Here is a 22,725-nt window from a genome sequence, read left to right as displayed (position 1 = left end):
AGTTAACAGAAATGCAGCTATATTCCTTAACGAATGCCCAACAACGGATATGGTATACAGAACTGCTGTATCCAGGCACTTCCGCATCCCAGCTCTCTGCGACGATCCGAATGACAGGGAAACTGAATCTGCCTACTTTTATGAAAGCAATCAATCTGGTTATTCGTCAGTATGATGCTTTTCGCCTGCGCATTACTACCGTGGAAGGGGAACCGCGCCAATACGTGGTTCCTTATGAAGAACAGCAGTTCGAATGCGTAAGTCTTGAAGACTTTGACAGCATGGAACATCTGGAAGCCTGGCTGGAAGAGCAGAAACGCCAGCCGCTGCCGGTAATGGATTCCTGTATGTTCCGCTTCCTGTTCGTACGGATCAGTGAAGAGGAATACTGGCTGAATATCAAGGTTCATCATATCATTTCCGACGGAATCTCGATGGTGCTGTTCGGTAATCAGTTTACCGATTATTATATCGAGCTGATGCAGGGCAAAGAGCCGGTGATCCCGGAAGACTGTTCCTATATCGATTATCTGACAGCCGAGGAAGAATATGTAGAGTCCGAGAAATATGCCAAAGATCGCGCTTACTGGATGGATAAATTCGCCGATATTCCCGAAGTGACCGGCTGGAAATCGTATAACCCGATGACAGTTAGCACGGCGGCAGTGCGGGAACATTTTGAAGTACCGGGTTATCTCAAGGACGAGATTCATGCCTTTTGCCGGGAAAACCGGATCTCGCTGTTCCAGCTGTTCATGAGTTCCATGTACGTCTATATGCACAAAATGACCAATCAACAGGATATTGTGATTGGTACGTCCCTGGCCAACCGTCGTACCAAAAAAGAAAAGCAGACGATGGGGATGTTTGTCAGCACGATTGCCGAGCGGGCACTTGTAGACAAGGATATCCAGCTGCTTGATTTTGTCAAAGGGGTTGCCCGGGGACAAATGTCGGTACTGCGGCACCAACAGTATCCATATAATCAGCTTATTCAGGATTTGCGGGATGCGCATCACCATAATGATCTGCAGCGGTTATTCGGTGTATCGATGGAATACCGTCCGATCAGCTGGGTTGATCTAGAAGGAATCCGTATTTTGACGGATTATGACTTCTGTGGAGACGAGATCAATGATCTGGTGCTGCATATTACGGAGATGCTGGATGAGGACCGGATGATGCTGCATGTCGATTATCGCAAAGAGCTGTTCGATCATGCGGAAATTGCCAATATGGTCGATCATCTGGGCATGATCACCGCACAGATTGTACGCTATCCGGAGATGACTATCGGGAATGTATCCCTGCTGAGTGAAGTAGAGAAACAGCAGGTACTGTCCTTTTCCCAAATGGCTGAAGCGGATTATCCACGGGAGCAGAATATTCATGGTCTGTTCGAACAGCAGGTGCAGCGCACACCGCAGCATATCGCTGTACAAATGGATGAACAATCTCTTACATATCAGCAGCTGAATGAGCAGGCGAATCGTGTATCTCATCAGCTGCGCGCTCGTGGAATCGGTGCGGATTCTCTGGTAGGTGTGATCGCGGAACGCTCGCTGGATATGGTCGTCGGTATGCTGGCTGTACTCAAAGCCGGCGGTGCCTATGTGCCGGTCGACCCGGAATACCCGGAAGAGCGCATTCGCTATATTCTGGAAGATTCCGGTGTGGAAGTGGTGCTGAGTCAGGTACATCTGCAGGAACAGATTCCGTTTGACGGGATCTGGATCAATATCCGCGAAGCGGCGGCTGAGGGGGAGACCGTCAATCTGCCGCATGTATCGGGACCGCGCAATCTGGCATATGTCATCTATACATCAGGCACCACCGGCAAGCCCAAAGGCACACTGATCGAACACAAAAACGTTGTTCGACTGCTGTTTAATGATCGGAACCGTTTTGACTTTGATGATCGTGATGTATGGACGATGTTCCACTCGTTCTGTTTTGACTTCTCGGTCTGGGAAATGTACGGGGCGCTACTGTATGGCGGCAAGCTGATCATTGTCCCATCGATGGTTGCCAAAAGTCCCGAATCGTTCCTGCAGCTGCTCAAGCAGGACGGCGTGACCATTCTCAATCAGACACCGACCTATTTTTATCAATTAATGCAGGCGGAGCTTGCACATACAGGCAGTGAACTGAACCTTCGCAAAATTATTTTCGGCGGTGAAGCCCTTAGTCCTTATTTGCTCAAAGACTGGCATGATCGCTATCCGCGTACCCAGCTGATCAATATGTACGGTATCACCGAGACAACGGTCCATGTCACGTACAAGGAAATCGGAGCAGCCGAGATTGCTGCAGGCAAAAGCAATATCGGTGTCACGATTCCGACGCTCAGCGCCTATATTCTGGATGAACAGCGTCGTCTGCAGCCGGTAGGTATTCCGGGCGAACTGCACATTGCCGGAGATGGTCTGGCACGGGGATATCTGAATCGTCCAGAGACCACTGCCGAGAAGTTTATCGAGCATCCTTTCCAGCCGGGTGAGCGCATGTATCGTACCGGCGATCTGGCGCGTTGGCTGCCGGACGGCAATCTGGAGTATCTGGGACGGATTGACCATCAGGTCAAAATTCGTGGCTACCGGATCGAACTGGGTGAAGTGGAAGCGCAGATTCTGCGTATTCCGTCTGTACTGGAGACCATTGTACTGGCACGTCCGGATGAGCAGGGACAGGATCTGCTCTGTGCGTATTACACCGCCTCCGCAGAACTGCCTGCGGCAGAGCTTCGTCAGCAGCTGACTGCAGCGATGCCGGCTTATATGGTGCCGTCCTACTTTATCCAGCTGGATCGTATGCCGCTCACATCGAACGGCAAGCTGGATCGTCGCGCACTGCCTGAACCGGTGACCGGTGTGCAATCTGCTGTAGAATATGTGGCTCCGAATACGCCGGAAGCTATGGCACTTGCTGCATTATGGCAGGATATACTCGGTGTGCAGCGTGTAGGTATGCTGGATAATTTCTTTGAAGCAGGTGGACATTCCCTACGAGCTGCACAGCTGTCTTCGCGGATTCAGCAGGAATTCGGCTGCACGATTTCGCTGCGAGATATTTTCCAGGCACCGACGCTTGAGAATATGTCCCTGCTGCTGCAAAGCCAGATTCCGGTGCTGTACGAATCGATTGCTCCGGCAGCGAAGAAGGATTACTATCCGGTATCCTCGGCGCAGAAGCGGCTGTATGTGCTGAGTCAGCTGGAAGGCGGCGAGACCAGCTACAATATGCCGGGTGCCTTTATGATTGAGGGAGCGCTGAATACAGAACAGCTGGAAGCTGCTTTCCGTACATTGATCCGTCGTCATGAATCCCTGCGTACCAGCTTTCATTTACAAAATGGAGAACCGGTGCAGCAGATCCATGAACAGGTAGCGTTCGCTCTTGATCATATTGAAGCGGATGAGAAGCAGCTCGGTCAGGTCATTGAACAGTATGTACGTGCATTTGATCTGAACCAGGCTCCGCTGCTGCGTGCTGGTCTGGTATCGCTGGGTGCAGAGCGTCATCTGCTGCTATTCGATATGCATCATATCGTATCCGACGGGATCTCGATTGCGATTCTGACTGAAGAACTGTCGGCGCTGTATGAAGGCGAGACACTGCCTGAACTGCATATCCAGTACAAGGATTATGCGGTATGGCAGCGCGAACAGCTGGAGCAGGACCGGATGAAGGAAATGGAAGCCGCATGGCTGCGCGTTTTTGAAGAAGAGATTCCGGCTCTGGATCTGCCAACGGATTATGTCCGTCCGGCGGTGCGGCATTTTGCCGGTAACCGGATCGACTTTGCCGTAGGATTGCAGGAGAGTGAAGCGATCCAGCAGTTGACCCGTGAGACAGGAACTACGCTGTATATGGTGCTGCTGGCTGCGTATTCCGTACTGTTGCACAAATATACCGGGCAAAATGATCTGGTTATCGGTTCTCCGGTAGCGGGTCGTCCGCAGGCCGAGCTGGAAGGCACCATCGGTATGTTCGTTAATACGCTGGCAATGCGTGTACGTCCGGAAGGCACTGTTACTTTCCGTGATTATCTCGCAGAAGTGCGCGAGACCGTACTGCACGCTTTTGACCATCAGGAATATCCATTTGATCTGCTTGTGGATCGTCTACAGCTGGATCGTGATTCCAGTCGTAACCCGGTTTTTGATACCCTATTCGTTCTGCAAAATATGGATCGCAGCGAACGGGGAATGGGCGATCTGCGCTTTACGCCATATCCGCAGGAGGCCCATATTGCCAAATTCGATCTGTCGCTCAATGCAGCAGAGGAAGCGGATGGACTTGCTTTTAGCCTGGAGTATGCAACTTCACTGTATCGCCGCGAAAGTATCGAACGTTTGGCTGCCCATTTCCTGAAAGTGATGGAGTCCATCAGTGCCAATCCTTCGATCACACTGAATGAGATTGAAATCATTACACCGGCAGAGAAGCAGCAGATTCTGGAGCAATTCAATGATACGCAGGTTCCTTACCCGCATAACAGTACGATTCATGAACTGTTCGTGGAGCAGGTTAAGCGTACACCGGATCAGATTGCACTGGTCAACGGAGACCGTAGAATGACCTATTATGAACTGGAACAGCGCTCTGCTGCTCTGGCCCGTACTTTGCTAGCTCAGGGAATGCAGCCGGAAGAACCGGTAGCGGTCATGAGTACCCGCAGTATGGAAATGGTCGTGGCTCTGCTCGGTATTCTGCGTGCAGGAGGTGCCTATGTACCAGTCGATCCGGAATATCCGGAAGATCGCGTACAGTATATGCTCGGCGATGGCGGCGTCAAATTGATGCTTGTTCAGGATTGGGAAATGGCCCAGGGAGATTTTGGTGTTACGGTACTGAATCTGAATGACAAACATGCCTATACGGATGGTCATTCCCTCCCGCAGTCTGCAGGACACGCCGGATCACTTGCCTACCTGATGTACACATCAGGTACAACCGGTCGTCCCAAAGGTGTTATGATCGAACACCGCAATGTAGTTCGTCTGGTAAAAAATACCGATTATGTTCAACTCGATGCATCAACGCGGATTCTGCAGACCGGATCGGTTTCCTTTGACGCTTCGACCTTTGAGATCTGGGGAGCACTGCTTAACGGCGGACGACTCTATCTGGCTGATAACGATGTGATTCTCGTCGCCGAACAGCTCAAGGAAGCGATCCGTTCATGGGAAATTAATACCATGTGGCTGACTTCACCACTGTTCAATCAGCTGACCCAGCAGGATGATCAGCTGTTCACAGGTGTACATACACTCATCGTCGGTGGCGATGTATTGTCTGTACCGCATGTGAATCGTACACTTGCCAATCATCCGCAGCTGACAATTGTTAATGGCTATGGTCCGACCGAGAATACAACTTTCTCTACAACACATCGCATCACAGGCCCAATTCATGGCAGTGTGCCAATCGGACGCCCGATTCACAACTCTACTGCCTATGTGGTGGACAAAGGGTTCCACCTGCAGCCGGTAGGCACATGGGGAGAACTGCTGGTCGGTGGAGATGGCGTAGGACGCGGCTATCTGAATCAGCCAGAAATGACAGCAGACAAATTCCTTCAGGACATTATTCGTCCCGGCGAAATCTGCTATCGCACCGGCGATATGGCGCGCTGGCTGCCGGACGGTACAATCGAATACAAAGGGCGGATTGACGAACAGGTCAAAATTCGCGGCTACCGGATCGAATTGCCGGAGATTGAAGCACAGATTCTTAAGCTGGATGCCATCCATGAAACAGCGGTTATCGTGCATCTGGACGAAAATGGACAAAAGCAGCTTTGTGCCTATTATGCCGCTGACAGCGAATGCTCACCTGCAGATGTCCGTCATCTGCTCAGTCAGCAGTTGCCGGGATATCTGATTCCGTCCTACTTTGTCCAGGTAGACCGAATTCCGCTGACCGTCAATGGTAAAGTGGATCGTCGCGCCTTGCCTGCACCGCAAACCGGAGTGCAGCAGAGCGGACGTACCTATACAGCACCGCAGACTCCGGCCGAACAGGCACTGGCCCGTGTGTGGCAGGAAGTGCTGGGAAGCGGTCCGGTGGGCGTGCATGATCATTTCTTTGAACTCGGCGGCGACTCGATCAAAGCGATCCAGGTATCTTCCCGTCTGCTTCAAGCCGGCTACCGGATGGAAATGAAGCAGCTGTTCAAATATTCGACGATTGCCCAACTGGCTCCACTGCTACAATCGGCAATACAGCATATTGATCAGAGTACGGTGGAAGGCGAGATGATACTCACTCCGGTACAACGTTGGTTCTTCGGGCGAAATCTGCAGGAACCGCAGCACTTTAACCAGGCCGTCATGCTGTATCGTGCCGAAGGTTTTGACGAATCCTTGCTGGAACAGGCTGCTGCTGCACTGGTGGCTCATCATGATGTACTGCGTGCAGTATTTACTGCCGGTGCAGAAAATTATACCGCATGGAATCGCGCTTCCGATGCAGAGCAATTGTATAGTCTGGTTGTTCATGATCTGCGTGGACAGCAGCAGTCTGCCGATCAGATCGAGCATCTGGCTACCGATATTCAGTCGGATATGAATCTGTCTGAAGGACCGCTGGTGAAGCTGGCAATTATGCGCTGTGATGATGGCGATCATCTGCTGATTGCTATTCATCACCTGGTCGTGGATGGTGTATCCTGGCGGATTTTGCTGGAAGATCTGGCTGCAGCCTATGAGCAGGCAGCACAGGGACAACAAGTACAACTGCCTCTGAAAACTCATTCATTCCGTGAATGGAGTCAGGCGCTGACCGAGTATGTCCGCAGTCCGCAGATGAGTACACATCGGAATTACTGGCTTTCCCTGCAGACGGAGCAAATAGCGACTCTGCCTGCCGATCACCAGCCACAGTCGCTGGAACGCAGCGGCAGTCAATCCGAGACGATCCGCTGGAATGCAGAAGAGACCGATCAGCTGCTTCGTCAGGCGCATTATGCCTATCAGACCGAGACCAATGATCTGCTGCTCGCTGCTCTCGGTATCGCCCTGAACAACTGGTCCGGACAGAATCGCTTCCTCGTGAATCTGGAAGGACACGGACGTGAGCAAATTATCCCGGATATGGATATTACGCGTACAGTCGGCTGGTTTACAACCCAGTATCCTTTCCTGCTGCAGCATGCGGGTGCAGGTACAACAGCCGACTGGATCAAAGGAATCAAGGAAGGACTACGCCGTATTCCAGGCAAAGGCATCGGCTACGGACTGCTGACCCGGATGGATGATCAGCTGCCAGCCGATTATCAGCCACTGATGCCGGAGATTTCCTTTAACTATCTTGGTCAATTCGATCAGGATCTAAGCAGTAATGGACTGGCATTGTCACCATATTCTACTGGTGAAGCACAAAGCTTGCAGGATCAGCTGGAATACAAGCTGGATCTGAATGGAGCAGTAGTTGATGGACAACTGGAACTGACCATTACGTATCATGGTGACCAGTATGAGTCTTCTACCATCCGTCAGCTGGCAGATCAATTGGAAAATAGTCTGCGCGACGTTCTGCAGCATTGTCTCACCCAGGAATATCGCGAGCTGACACTGAGCGATATTATGGCCAAAGGCATTTCCAATGAGGAACTGGAAGAACTGGTACAGCATACCCGTCACATCGGGGAGATCCAGAACATCTATAATCTGACGCCTATGCAAAAAGGGATGCTGTTCCATCATCTGCTGGAGCCGGAAGATGGAGCTTACTTCGAACAGGCTGCCTTTGATGTGAACGGCAGCTTCCAACCAGAAGTATTTGGCCGTAGTCTGAATCTGCTGGTGAGCCGTCATGATATTCTGCGGACTAATTTCCATACCGGATGGGGCAGCGAACCGCTGCAGACCGTATTCCGTGATCGTCCTGCCGAGCAGATCTACGAAGATCTGCGGGGAATGGATGAAGAGGCACAAACAGAATATATGCAGACTTTTGCCAACCGGGACAAAGCACGCGGATTTGACCTTGCCGAAGGCAGTCTGCTGCGTATCTCTGTTCTGCGTACAGGCGAAGAAAGCTTCCGGCTGATCTGGAGCTTCCACCATATTATTATGGATGGCTGGTGCATTCCGCTGATCACGCGCGAAGTGTTTGATTATTACTTTGCTTATATAGAAGGAAAAGAACCGGAACTCCATGATGCACCGCCATACAGCGAGTATATTCAATGGTTGGAGCAACAGGATCATGAGGAAGCGGCGGGTTACTGGAGCCGTTATCTGGAAGGATATCGTTCTCTGACAACACTGCCAGCGATTGCAGATGCAGCAGTGCAAACATCTACAGGAACAGAATCCACATCGTCTGCGACAGCACAAGCATCTGACGCGGGAACCAGCTATATTGCCGAACAGATGAAGTACAGTGCTGGTGAGTCGTTAACTGCACAGCTGGAGCAAGTAGCTCGCGAGCATGGCGTGACTATGAATATTCTGATGCAGTCGGTATGGGGCGTAGCTCTGCAGCGTTACAATCATACCGATGATGTTGTATACGGTACAGTCGTATCAGGCCGCCCTGCCGAAATTCACGGGGTAGAGCAGATGATCGGATTGTTCATCAATACGATTCCGGTTCGTGTGCAGACGGCACCAGGCATGACATTCCCGCAGCTGATGAAGCAGCAGCAGGAGCAGTACGTGGATGCCCAGCCGTACAGCACACACCCATTGTTCGAGATTCAGGCAGCTACTTCACAGAAGCAGGAACTGGTATCGCATATTCTGGTATTTGAGAATTATCCGGTCGAGCAGGAGATGGAGCAGGCTGGTGGCGAAGCGTCTTCCTTTGAGATCAAAGATGCGGAACTACAAGAGCAGACCAACTATGACTTCAACCTGGTCGTACTGCCCGGACGTGATATGCAGCTGATGTTCCAGTACAATGCGGCTGTATACAGCACCCACGATATCGAGCGGATTCAGCAGCATGTAGTCTGTCTGCTGGAGCAGGTAGCGAGCCAACCGCAGATTGCTGTCGATGAGCTGACACTGATTGATACAGAACGTTATCAACTGCCTGCCTGGAAACTGGTTGCAACCTATCCGCAGGAATCGATCCTGTCCCGTCTGGCCGAATTGGAGCAGAATGCCGAACAGGAGCAAGCGTATGAGATTGTGATTGTAGATCGTCAGCTGCATCATCAGCCGGTAGGCATTATGGGTGAACTGTGCATGGCTGTTGGATCCCTGAGTGATACTGTAATCAATCAGCAGATCGGAATGATGACATCTTCCAGTCATCCGCTGCGTGATGGAGAGCAGGTGTATCATACCGGTGAACTTGCCCGTCTGCTGCCGGATGGAACGATTGAATATATGGGCCGTCTGACAGATCTGGAACTGGCTGGATCGGTATCGCAGGCAGATACGGTATTCCAGGCACCACGTACAGCGACTGAGCTGACACTGGCAGCGATCTGGCAGGATATTCTTGGGGTAGACAACATTAGTGTGACGGATAATTTCTTTGATCTTGGCGGTCACTCGCTGCGCGTAGCTCTGATGGCCTCACGCATCCGCAAAGAATTGAATCGTGAGATCAAGCTGCGCGAAGTTTTCGAAGCACCGACGATCACCGAACTGGCACAGCTACTGGATAGCCAGGCAGAAGATCAGAATGAACAGATCACTACAGATATTACAGCTGCGGAAGTGCGGGAATACTATCCATTATCCTCGGCACAGAAGAGATTGTTTATTCTCGGACAAATGGAGAATGGCAAAGTCAGCTACAATATGCCGGGTGTGATGCAGGTGGATGGTCCACTGGATTCGACTCGTCTGGAGGAAGCATTCCGTGATCTGATTCAGCGCCATGCTGCTCTGCGTACCACTTTTATCACGGTAGAGGGTGAGCCGGTACAACAGATTCTGGAGCAGGTTCCGTTTGCTATCCATCATGAGGTGGCAACTGAGGAGCAGGCAGAGCAGGCAATCAGCCGGTTTGTACGTCCGTTTGATCTGGCACAGGCTCCGCTGCTGCGTGTGGGTCTGATTCAGCTGGCAGAAGAGCGTCATCTGCTGTTGTTCGATATGCACCATATCATTTCCGATGGTGTGTCCATGAATATTCTGATCGAAGAAGTAGTTCGTTACTATCATGGTGAACAACCTGAGCCGTTATCGATTCAGTATGTAGACTATGCCGTCTGGCAGCAGGAACATATCCGCAGTGAGGCCATGCGTCAGCAGGAAGCCTACTGGCTGGAGACATTCCGCGGCAGTCTGCCGGTGCTCGATCTGCCGACAGATGAAGTGCGACCGGCGGTGCGTGACTTTGCCGGTCATACGATTTCTTTCCGTATGGATTCGGAACTGAGCAAATCGCTGCATGAACTGGCAGCACGTACAGGCTCCACGCTGTTCATGGTACTGCTGGCAGCCTACAAGACCATGCTGCACAAATATACCGGTCAGGAAGATATCGTAGTGGGTTCGCCGGTAGCTGGCAGACCGTACGATAGCCTGCAGGAAATGATCGGAATGTTCGTTGGTACGCTGCCACTGCGTACATATCCAGCGGGCGAGAAGAGTTTCGAAGAGTATGTGCAGGAAGTAAGAGATATTGCGCTGCAGGCTTTTGACCATCAGGAATATCCATTTGAAGAACTGGTAGAGAAGCTGAATATTCCGCGTGACCTGAGCCGGAATGCACTGTTTGATACGATGTTTGTTCTGCAAAATATGGAGCAGACCGAGCGTACGATTCAGGGCTTGCAGTTTACACCATACGAGCTGTCCCATCCGGCAGCCAAGTTTGATCTGACACTCACCGTCACTGAGCTGGATGATGCACTGGAATGCACACTGGAATATGCAACTTCCCTGTACAAACAGGAGACAATCGAGCGCATGGCTGGTCATTTCGTACAGCTGATCCAGTCGGCGGTACAGCATCCGGCAGCTCCACTGGCCGAGCTGGATATGGTTACACCGCAGGAGAAAGCGGCATTAATGCTGCAATCAGCAGGGTTACCTGCAGATTATCCAAGGGAAGCAAGTATCCACAGCCTGTTCACCGCGCAGGCGGCGCGTCATCCGGAAGCAGTAGCCGTACGACTGGATGATCAGTTCCTAACTTACCGTGAATTGGATGAACGCACCAATGCACTGGCACGCAAATTACGTCAGCAGGGCGTACAGCGTGATCATCTGGTAGCTGTTGTCGCCGATCGTTCACTGGAAATGATCGTCGGTATGCTGGCTATTCTCAAAGCCGGTGGAGCTTACGTACCGGTAGATGCCGATTATCCGGAGGAACGTATCCGGTTTATGCTGGAGGATTCCGGCAGTCAGCTTCTGCTGCTGCGCGGCGAGCTGCGTTCGCAGTTTGACCATTTCACTGGAACGATGATTGAGCTGGATCATGCAGCATCGTACAGCGAATCCGCTGCACCGCTCGAATCGTACAATCATCCGGAAGATCTGGCTTATGTCATTTATACATCCGGTACAACAGGCAAGCCAAAAGGAACATTGATCGAGCATCGCAATGTAGTACGACTGCTGTTCAATGATCGCAATCTGTTTGACTTTGGACCGGGAGACACATGGACACTGTTCCACTCCTGCTGCTTTGACTTCTCGGTCTGGGAAATGTACGGAGCGCTGCTGTACGGTGGCTGTCTGGTAATTGTACCGGCGATGACTGCCAAGAGTCCGGCGCAATTCCTGCAGCTGCTCAAGGATCGTCAGGTGACTGTACTCAATCAGACACCAACTTATTTCTACCAGCTGATGCAGGAAGAGCTGGGTCACGAGGGCAGTCATCTGGGACTGCGGATGATTATTTTCGGCGGAGAGGCACTCAGCCCGGCACTGCTCGGCGAATGGAGAAGCCGTTATCCGCATGTACAGCTGATCAATATGTATGGTATTACCGAGACAACGGTTCACGTTACGTACAAAGAAATTACCGAGACCGAGATTGCACTTGGCCGCAGTAATATCGGAACAACGATCCCAACACTCGGCGCTTATATTCTCAATGAACAGCGTCATCTGCAGCCAATCGGTATTGCCGGGGAAATGTACATTACCGGCGATGGTCTGGCACGCGGCTATCTGAATCGTCCGGAGACGACTGCCGAGAAGTTTATCGAGCATGCCTTTGTACCGGGTGAGCGGATGTACCGTTCCGGTGACCTGGCGCGCTGGCTGCCGGATGGCAGTATCGAGTATCTGGGCCGGATCGACCATCAGGTTAAAATCCGTGGCTACCGGATCGAGCTGGGTGAAGTGGAATCCAGATTGCTACAAATAGACGGTATCCGGGAAGCGGTCGTGATCGCACATACCGAAGCTTCCGGACAAAAATCGCTGGCTGCCTACTTTACAGCCGATATCCAGCTGACTGCCAGCACGCTGCGCAGTGAGATGGCAAGCGAACTACCGGGCTATATGATTCCGTCTTATTTTGTGCAAATGGAACAAATGCCACTGACACCAAACGGCAAGCTGGATCGCCGTGCGCTGCCGCAACCGGAAGCTGGGGTATGGACAGGTGCTGTCTACGAAGCACCGCGTACACCGGCAGAGCAGGCACTTGCCGAAGTATGGCAGGGTATTCTCGGATCGCAGCAGATTGGTATTCATGATCATTTCTTCGATCTGGGTGGAGATTCGATCAAAGCGATTCAGATTTCCTCCCGCCTGTTCCAGGCTGGGTACAAGCTGGAGATCAAGGACCTGTTCAAATATCCGACGATTGCCGAACTGAGTCCGTATCTCCAGCAGGCAGGACGTACCGCCGAACAGGGCGAGATTATCGGAGCGACCGAATTGCTGCCGATCCAGCACTGGTTCTTCGAGCGTCATCTGGCAGAGCCGCATCATTACAACCATGCGATTATGCTGCATCGTGCCGATCGTTTTGAAGAGCAGGCACTACGCAGCACGATGGATGCGGTAGTTAGGCATCATGATGCACTGCGTATGATTTTCCGCAAAGGTGAACATGGATATACCGCATGGAATCGCAGCACGGAGGAGGGCAAGCTGTATACGCTGGATATTATGAATATCCGCTCCGCTGTAGATCCGGAAGCTGTTATTCGTCACGAAGCGGATCGTGTACAGGCAAGCTTCAATCTGGCGGATGGACCGCTGGTGCGAATGACACTATTCCAGACAGCTGATGGCGATCATCTGCTGATTGTTATACATCACCTGGTGGTCGATGGCGTCTCCTGGCGAATTCTGTTTGAAGATATCGCAGCAGGATATGAACAGGCATTGTCCTTACAGCCGGTTACCCTACCGCAGAAGACCGACTCCTATCGTCTGTGGGCAAATGAGCTGGCTGAATATGCAGCAGGTTCTGCACTGGAGCAGGAACGGAAATATTGGAATTCGATCAGCGGTAGCTATATTGCACCACTGCCAAAAGATCATGATGTGGCAGCAGGGACAGTGGCTGACAGTGAATCGGTACAGGTATCCTGGTCTTCCGAGGATACGGAACTGCTGCTGCGTCAGGCAAACCGAGCCTATTACACTGAGACCAATGATCTGCTGCTGACTGCGCTGGGTATGGCACTGCGCGACTGGGCAGGAACCGAACAGGTACTGATTAACCTGGAAGGTCATGGACGCGAGATGATTCTGCCGGATATGGATATTACCCGTACCGTCGGTTGGTTCACGACCCAGTATCCGGTTCGTCTGGATATCCCGGTTCATTCCGATATCTCACCGCTGATCCGTCAGGTCAAGGAAACCTTGCGGGCCGTCCCGGAAAAAGGCATTGGGTATGGGCTTCTGAAATATATGAACAGTACCGGACTGACAGCAGGTGCTGCCGAACCGGAAGTATCCTTTAACTATCTGGGACAGTTTGACCAGGATCTGGACAACAATGCACTGAGCATGTCTCCATATAGTGTAGGCCAATCACTGGGCGGTCAGACACCACTGCATTATGCACTGGATCTGAACGGCATGATCGCGGATGGACAGCTGTCGATCTCTATCATGTACAGCCGCAATCAGTATGAGCCGGAACGCATTCACCAACTGGCCGATATGCTGAAATCCCGTCTGACCATGGTGATCCGTCACTGTGCTGTTCAGGAACAGCCGAAGCTGACACCAAGTGATCTGTTATTCAAAGGACTGACGATTCCCCAGCTTGATCGTCTGCTGGAACGTACTGCTTCCACAGGTGAACTGGAAGATGTATATCAGCTGACACCGATGCAAAAAGGAATGCTGTTCCATAGTCTGATGGAGCCGGACAGTGTTACGTATTTTGAACAGGCAAGCTTTGAACTGCGCGGACAAGTCAATATCGAAGCATTCAAAGGCAGCCTGCAGGCGCTGATGAGCCGGCATGCCATTTTGCGGACCGGGTTCTACAGTGATATTCATGACGAGCCGCTGCAGGTGGTATTCCGTCACAGAGAGATGCCCGTCGATTATGTAGATCTGCGCTCCCTGTCTTCCGAGCAACAGCAAGAGCGGATGCAGAAGTATGAAGAGCAGGATATGACACGCGGATTCCGTTTGGATACCGATCCGCTGATGCGAGCAACAATTTTCCATCTGGATCATGGCTGCAGGGTGCTGTGGAGCTTCCATCATATTATTATGGATGGCTGGTGTATCCCGATTGTGACCGGCGAGATTTTCACACATTATACAGCGCTGTGTCAGAATCAGCAGGCACAGTTGCCACCTGCACCGCAGTATGGCACGTATATTGAATGGCTGAACCGGATGGATCAGGATGCCGCTTCTTCCTACTGGAAGCATTATCTGGCGGATCACGAGGGACACACCATTTTACCGGAGACAGCCAAAAAATCCGGTGGTGCCTATGTGCTGGAAGAACAGACTCTTCAGCTGGGTCATGAACTGACAGCGCGTCTGGATCAGATTGCAAGACAGCATCAGGTAACGGTGAATACCCTGCTGCAATCGGCATGGGGAATTATGCTGCAGCAGTACAATGGCAGCCGGGATGCCGTATTTGGCGGCGTCGTATCCGGTCGTCCGGCCGAGATTCCGGGGATCGAGGATATGGTGGGTCTGTTTATTAACACTGTGCCAGTTCGGGTTCAATCTCAGACGGATGATACTTTTGCCGGCGTTATGCGTCGCGTACAGGAGCAGTCGCTGGCCGGTGGTGCCTATGATACGTATCCATTGTACGAAATCCAGAATTATACCGAGCAGAAGCAGGATCTGATTTCGCATATTATGATCTTTGAGAATTATCCGCTGGATGAGCAGGTAGAGCAGTCGGGCAGTGAAGATGCGGATGCACTGGAAGTCACGGACTTCCGCATGTTCGAACAGACCAACTACGACTTTAACCTGATCGTTATTCCGGGACAGGATATACGGATTTGCCTACGCTATAATGCTTCTGTCTATCAGGAAGATACTATCGCACGCACCCGTGGTCATTTGTTGCAGCTGCTGCAGCAGATTACGGATCAGCCGGAAATGCCGGTAGACCAACTGGCCCTCGTGACGCCTGCTGAACAGCAGATGCTGCTGGAAACATGGCATGGCATGATCGCAGATTATCCGCAGGATCGCTGCATTCATCATCTGTTCGAAGAACAGGCACAGCGTTCACCGGATGATTTGGCTGCTGTCTGCGGCGAGCGGAGTATGACTTTCCGCGAGCTGGATGAGCAGTCGAATCGTCTGTCCAATCATCTGGCAGCCCGTGGACTGGGTAAAGGAGATACAGTTGGTCTGCTGATGGATCGTTCACCGGAACTGATTGTATCGATTCTGGCGGTATTGAAGCAGGGCGCAGTATTTATTCCGATAGATCCGGAATATCCACAGGATCGCACCGAATATATTTTACAGGATTCTGGTGTACAGATTTTGTTAACCCAGCGTCATCTGAATGGAACGGTAACCTTTGACGGTCTGACCCTGGAAGTGGATCAACCGGAAAGCTATAGCGATAACGCACAGCGTCCAGATGTAGAAGTAGTTCATCAAGATCTGATCTACATGATCTATACTTCCGGTACAACGGGCAAGCCAAAAGGAACCATGATTACCCATAAAGGTCTGCTCAACTATATCTGGTGGGCCCAAAAAATGTATAGCAATGGCTCAACCATGAGCTTCCCGCTGTATTCATCGATTTCCTTTGACCTGACGTATACGTCGATCTTCACCCCGCTTATTACCGGCGGTCAGATTGTGATCTACGATGCGGCAGACAAAATTGGTGTGATCCAGCAAATTGTGCGGGAGAATGCAGTCGATATTCTCAAATTAACACCGACACATCTGAGCATTTTCAAGGATATCCAGCTGCCGGAGCAGTGCCGTATCCGCAAGTTTATCGTCGGCGGGGAGAATCTGAATACCCAGCTGGCTCATGCCATATATGATCTCTACGATGGCGATGTAGATATTTATAACGAATATGGTCCGACAGAGACGGTGGTCGGCTGTATGATTCACCGCTACGATCCAGCTACGGATCAGGGCGAGTCGATACCGATCGGACTGCCGGCGGATAATTTCAATATTTATCTGCTAAACGAACAGATGCAGCTGGTACCGGTAGGTGTAGCCGGAGAAATGTATATCAGTGGCGATGGCGTAGCGCCGGGTTATCTGAATCGTCCGGAATTGACTGCAGAGCGGTTTATGGACGATCCGTTTGTACCGGGCAGACGCATGTACCGTGCAGGCGACCTGGCCAGAAGGCTTCCATCCGGAGCGATTGAATATCTCGGACGGATGGATCATCAGGTCAAGATTCGGGGCTACCGGATAGAGCTGGGCGAAATCGAAGCCCGTCTGCTGGATCTGCCGGCAGTTGAAGAATCGATTGTTGTCGCCTGGAAAGATCCGGCGGGTCAGACCTCGCTGTGTGCTTACTTCGTTGCAGACCGCGAGTGGACGATCAGTGAACTGCGTGAGCAGCTGGCTCGTGAGCTGCCGTCATATATGATTCCATCGTACTTTGTACAGCTGGAACAGATGCCGCTGACACCAAATGGCAAGCTGGATCGCAAAGCACTGCCGGAACCGGATCTGAGTACACTGTCCAGCAGTAGCGCCTATGTGGCGCCGCGCACCGAGGCAGAGCAGACACTCGCAGAAGTATGGCAGAGCACGCTAGGTACTGCCGCTGTCGGTATCCATGATCATTTCTTTGAACTGGGTGGCGATTCGATCAAGGCGATTCAGGTTTCTTCCAGACTGCTCAACCTGGGCTACAAGCTGGAGATCAAGAACCTGTTTACGTATCCGACGATTGCCGAGTTGGCTCCTCAGCTGGGTCAGGTTCGTCATCAGATTGATCAATCCGAAGTGAGTGGACAGGTCAGACTGACACCTGCACAGCAGTGGTTGTTCGAACATCAGCAGCAGGATCTGCATCATTTCAACCAGTCAGTCATGCTCTATCATCCGGGACGAATGGATACCTATGCACTGGAAAAATCCATCGTTCGAATTACCAGTCATCATGACGCACTGCGTACGGTAATTCGTATGGAGGAAGATTCAATGACTGCATGGAACCGCAGCATTCAGGAAGGTCCTTTCCATACAGTGGATATTATGGATCTCACTGCAGAGGCGAATCCGGTACCACTCGTAGCTACACATGCACAGCGTATTCAGGAGAGTCTGTCCATTACCGAAGGACCGCTGATGAAGCTGGCGCTGTTCCAGTGTGAAGACGGGGATCATTTGTTGGTCGTGATTCATCATCTGGTTGTCGATGGTATTTCCTGGCGCATCCTGCTGGAAGATCTGGAAAATGGCTATGAGCAGGCTTGCCGCGGCGAAGATATCAAGCTGCCACAGAAAACAGATGCCTATCGTACATGGGCAGATCAGATTGCCCGTTATGCAGACAGCGAGCAGGCAGAGATCGATCGTCGTTACTGGTCACAACTGCCGGATCAATTTGCTCAACTGCCGAAAGATGAACATCATTCGGTGCTGCATGTACAAGACAGCGAATCCGTTACGATCGAATGGAACCGGGAGATCACTGCCCATTTCCTCAAAAAAGCTTATCGTGCCTACAATACGGAAGCCAATGATCTGCTGCTCACCGCCCTGGGAATGGCGGTACGTCAGTGGAGCGGACTGGAACAGGTAGCGATTATTCTGGAAGGTCATGGACGGGAAGAACTGGTGCCGGATCTGGATATCAGCCGTACCGTAGGCTGGTTCACCAGCCAGTATCCGGTAGTACTGGACATGTCCACCCTGGAGCCGGGAACAGCGATCAAGACGGTCAAGGAAGGACTGCGTCGTATCCCGAACAAGGGTGCAGGCTATGGCATTCTGAAATACATGTCTTCGGATGCCGGAACATGGGCGCATCGTCGCGAGCCGGAAATTGCCTTTAACTATCTGGGACAATTTGACGATAGTCAGGAGGACGGAGTACTGCAAATGTCCAGCTATCCGACCGGACGCGAAGTCAGCGGACAGATGATCCAGCATCAGGCACTGAATATGAACGGTCTGATTGCGGATGATGTACTAAAACTGACGATCAGCTACAATCAACGCCAGTTCCGCAAGGAAACGATCGAAAGGCTGGCCGGACTGCTGCATGAGTGCTTCAGCCAGATTATCGAGCATTGTGTATCCAGACAACGTACATCGCTGACACCGCATGATGTACTGCTTCAAGAGGCAACACTGGAACTGATCGAAGCTTTGGAAGCACAGACCGCTTCGATCGGCGATATGGAGAATATGTACTCCCTGACGCCAATGCAAAAAGGGATGCTGTTCCATAATCTGCTGGATTCGCGCTCGGAGGTTTACTTTGAGCAGGGACGATTCGAGTTGAAAGGCAGCTTCGATATTGTCGACTTTGAGCGCAGCTTCAAGCATATGATTCAGCGGCACGCCATTCTGCGTACCAATTTCTACAGCGGTTATCATGACGTGCCGGTGCAGGTTGTATTCAAGGATCGTCCTTTCCGGATTGCCTACGAAGATTTGCGCAGTTGGAGCGGACATGAACAGCAGCTGCAGATTGATGCACTGATGACCAAGGACAAGCAAAAAGGATTTGATCTGGCCCGTGACCCACTGCTGCGCGTAACGGTCATGCAGACGGCAGATGATTGCAATCTGCTGCTGTGGAGCTTCCATCATATTATTATGGATGGTTGGTGTATGCCGCTCGTGATCCAGGAGGTATTCGATACGTATGCGGCGCTGCATGAAGGTCGTACACCGGAACTGCCGGATACCGTACCTTACAGCCGTTATATCCAGTGGCTGAATGAACGCGGGGAAGAGGAAGCATCTGCCTACTGGAAACAGTATCTGTCCGGTTATGATCGTCAGACTCTGATTCCGCAGGCACGCCTGCAGGGTCAGGCCAAGCAGTACGAATCCGAGAAAATGGAATTTGCTCTGGGTACTGTGCTGACCGAACGTCTGGAACAGCTGGCCCGTCGCCACCGGGTGACGATGAATATCCTGATGCAGTCTGCGTGGGGATTGGTACTGCAGCGGTATAATGCCAGCCGTGATGTTGTGTTTGGCAGTGTCGTCTCCGGACGTCCGGCCGAGATTCAGGGAATCGAAAGTATGATCGGTCTCTTTATCAATACCGTGCCGGTTCGTGTCCAGGCGATGGAAGAAGACAGCTTTGCCGATTTGCTGGCTCGTCAGCAGCAGCTCTATGTACAGGGACATGATTATGACTTCTATCCATTATATGAAGTGCAGGCACAGAGCGATCAGAAGCAGGAGCTGATCTCGCATATTATGGTATTCGAGAATTATCCGGTTCAGGAAGAACTGGACGAGCGTCAGGTTGGCGGAAAATCGGGCTTTGAGATTACCGATGTACAGATGTTCGAGCAGACCAACTATGACTTCAACCTGATTGTGATGCCGGGACATAATCTGCAAGTACTGTATCGTTATAACGGTACGGTATACGACCAGGAGAGTATTGAGCAGATTCAGGCTCACCTGGTACAGATTCTGGAAGAAGTGGCTGCCAAACCGGATCAGCCGGTGAACCGTCTGGATATGATGACAGAAGCAGAGCAATCGATGATTCTGGAACAGTGGAACGATACGGTCGCACCTATCCGTAGCGAGAGTACTTTGTACAGCGTGCTGGAAGAGCAGGCAGCCCGCATACCGGATCAACCGGCACTGATCAGCGGCAATCATCAGCTAACCTATGATGAACTGAATCGCAGAGCCAATGCACTGGCGCGTACACTGCGAGCCAGAGGAATCACACCGGATCAGCCGGTAGCGATTATGCTGGAGCGTTCCCTGGAGATGATGATTGGTATCCAGGCTATCCTCAAAGCCGGCGGTGCCTATGTACCGGTCGATCCGGAATTCCCGGAAGAACGTATTCGGTATATGCTGGAAGATTCGGGAGCACAGCTGATGCTGACACGCAGCGCTTGGCAGAATCTGATTCCACTGCCTTATATCCAGCTGGTCGATATTGAGGATGAAGCCAACTATGATGCTGACGAATCTAATCTGGAGCCATTGTCCGGACCGGAACATCTTGCCTATATCATCTATACATCCGGGTCAACAGGCCAGCCAAAAGGCGTTATGATTGAACATCGTTCGGCAGTCAATCTGCTGGATCAGCTGCAGGCGGAGTATCCGATGCAGCAGGGAGATCGATTCCTGCAGAAGACGACGATTACGTTTGACTTCTCTATTCCGGAGTTGTTCAGCTGGTTCTTCGGTCCGGGCACCCTGGTTATTCTGCCGCCGGGCGATGACAAGAATCCGGCTGCTCTGCTGGAAGCCATCGACAAGTATCGGATTACGCATCTCAATCTGGTACCGTCCATGCTGCAAATTCTGGTACAGCAGCTCAAAGTCAGCGGACGTGACAGTATGAGCAGTCTGAAATACCTGTTCGCCTGTGGTGAAATCCTGCCATCGCGTCTGGTTGGAGAATATTATAAAGTGGCTCCATATAGCCGCCTGGAAAATATTTATGGACCAACAGAAGCGACGGTATACGCAACACGTTATACAACAACACCGGATACGGCTGCATTGCCGCTTGTACCAGTCGGCAAACCATATGGCAATATGGAAGTGCTGATTGTCGATGAACATGCAAGACTTGTACCGGTCGGCGTACCGGGCGAACTGGTCATTGGCGGGAAAGGTCTGGCGAGAGGCTATCTGAACAAACCGGAGCTGACCACTGCCCAATTCACTGCTCATCCGTACAAGCCGGAAGAACGCATTTATCGTACCGGTGATATGGCCAGATGGCTGCCGGATGGTAATATCGAATATCTGGGACGAATGGATCATCAGGTCAAAATCCGCGGTTATCGTATTGAGCTCGGAGAGGTAGAGTCTCAGCTGCTGCGTATTCCGGCTGTACAAGAAACAGTAGTGCTGGCTCTGCAGGATGCTGGTGGAAGTGCACAGCTATGTGCTTACTTTGTCGCCAGTCAGCCGCTTGGCACGGTTGAACTGCGCTCGGCATTGGCAGAGGAACTGCCTGCCTACATGATTCCGAGTGCATTTATCCAGCTGGATCAGATGCCACTTAATGTAAACGGCAAGCTGGACCGTAAAGCGCTGCCTGCACCAGAGCAGCTGCAATCGTCGGCAGACTATGTAGCACCAGCGACTGCGCTGGAGCAGCAGCTGGCGGATATCTGGAGCGATGTGCTTGGTGTAGAGCATGTAGGCATGAACGATAACTTCTTTGAACGGGGCGGTCATTCTCTCAAAGTGCTTACACTGATTCAGCGTATTCAGCACGAGCTGAACGTAGAAGTCGGCCTGCAGACCGTATTTGCCCATCCGGTACTGAAAGATCTGCTGTTGCAGCTCGATCAGACTGCGTCCGGAAGCCCTAGTACCGATGAGATGGAGATTATTCGTTTCCACAGCAGCAGTGACCGCAAAGTCTTCTGCTTCCCGCCACGTGTCGGTTACTCGCTGGGTTATTACGAAATGGCAAAAGAACTGCAGCAGGATGCCGAAGTAATCGGTCTGGAATTTATCGGGGATCGTCTGCAGGGTGAAGACATGCTGGAACAGTATGTAGATACCATTACAGGTATTCAGCCGGAAGGACCGTATTTGTTCCTTGGGTATTCGCTCGGAGGCAATCTTGCCTTTGAAGTAGCCAGAGCGATGGAAGCACGCGGTTATGCCGTGAGCGATGTGATTATGGTCGATTCGATGCGCAAAACAGCCAAAGACGAGATGACTCCAGCAGAAATGGAGAATATCGTTGATACCGTACTGAACAGCGTAGCAGATCAATACCGCGAATTCCTGGGTAATCCGGATGATCGCGAAGCCGTCCGCAATAAAATGCTGGTCTACTCCGCTTACCGAAATGATCTGATCAATGCAGGCGAGATTCAGGCCAATATTCATGCATTGATTGCCGAAGTCGACTGCAGTGGTATGAAGCCTACTGATCATCTGCAATGGCAACGTTCCACAGCCGGTCAGTATGCAGAATATCCGGTACAGGGAACCCATGATGTACTGCTGGATGCGGAATACGTTGGACCGAATACATCAGTCATTCGCCGTATCCTGATAGAAGCTGGTATATTTGAAGGACAGCAAAAGCCAATTTTATCTTGATATCCGATCCAGGATCGATTCGATCAGATCACAAGTCGATCCTGGATCGCCCAATTTAAGCTTGACCTCACGCTGCCGCTTCAACAAAATCTGGTAGAGCAACAGAGCAACA

1 protein-coding gene is annotated in these 22,725 nt (G+C 51.5%); it reads left to right on the top strand.

Annotated features, from left to right (window positions below):
* The first annotated feature begins 11 nt into the window (after positions 1-11).
* A complete protein-coding gene (locus tag WH46_RS13985; RefSeq protein ID WP_046227099.1) occupies positions 12-22,613 on the top strand; it encodes a non-ribosomal peptide synthase/polyketide synthase in 22,602 nt (7,533 codons plus the stop codon).
* The last annotated feature ends 112 nt before the right edge of the window (positions 22,614-22,725 follow it).

The sequence above is a fragment of the Paenibacillus dauci genome (genome assembly GCF_000971985.1).
Lineage (GTDB): Bacteria > Bacillota > Bacilli > Paenibacillales > Paenibacillaceae > Saccharibacillus > Saccharibacillus dauci.
The sequence above is the reverse complement of the archived record's forward strand: the minus strand, read 5'-3'. Positions and strand labels throughout refer to the sequence as shown.

Excerpts from the sequence above, each read along its gene's own strand:
- WH46_RS13985 (WP_046227099.1), top strand. The coding sequence starts at position 12 with ATGCAGCTATATTCCTTAACGAATGCCCAACAACGGATATGGTATACA.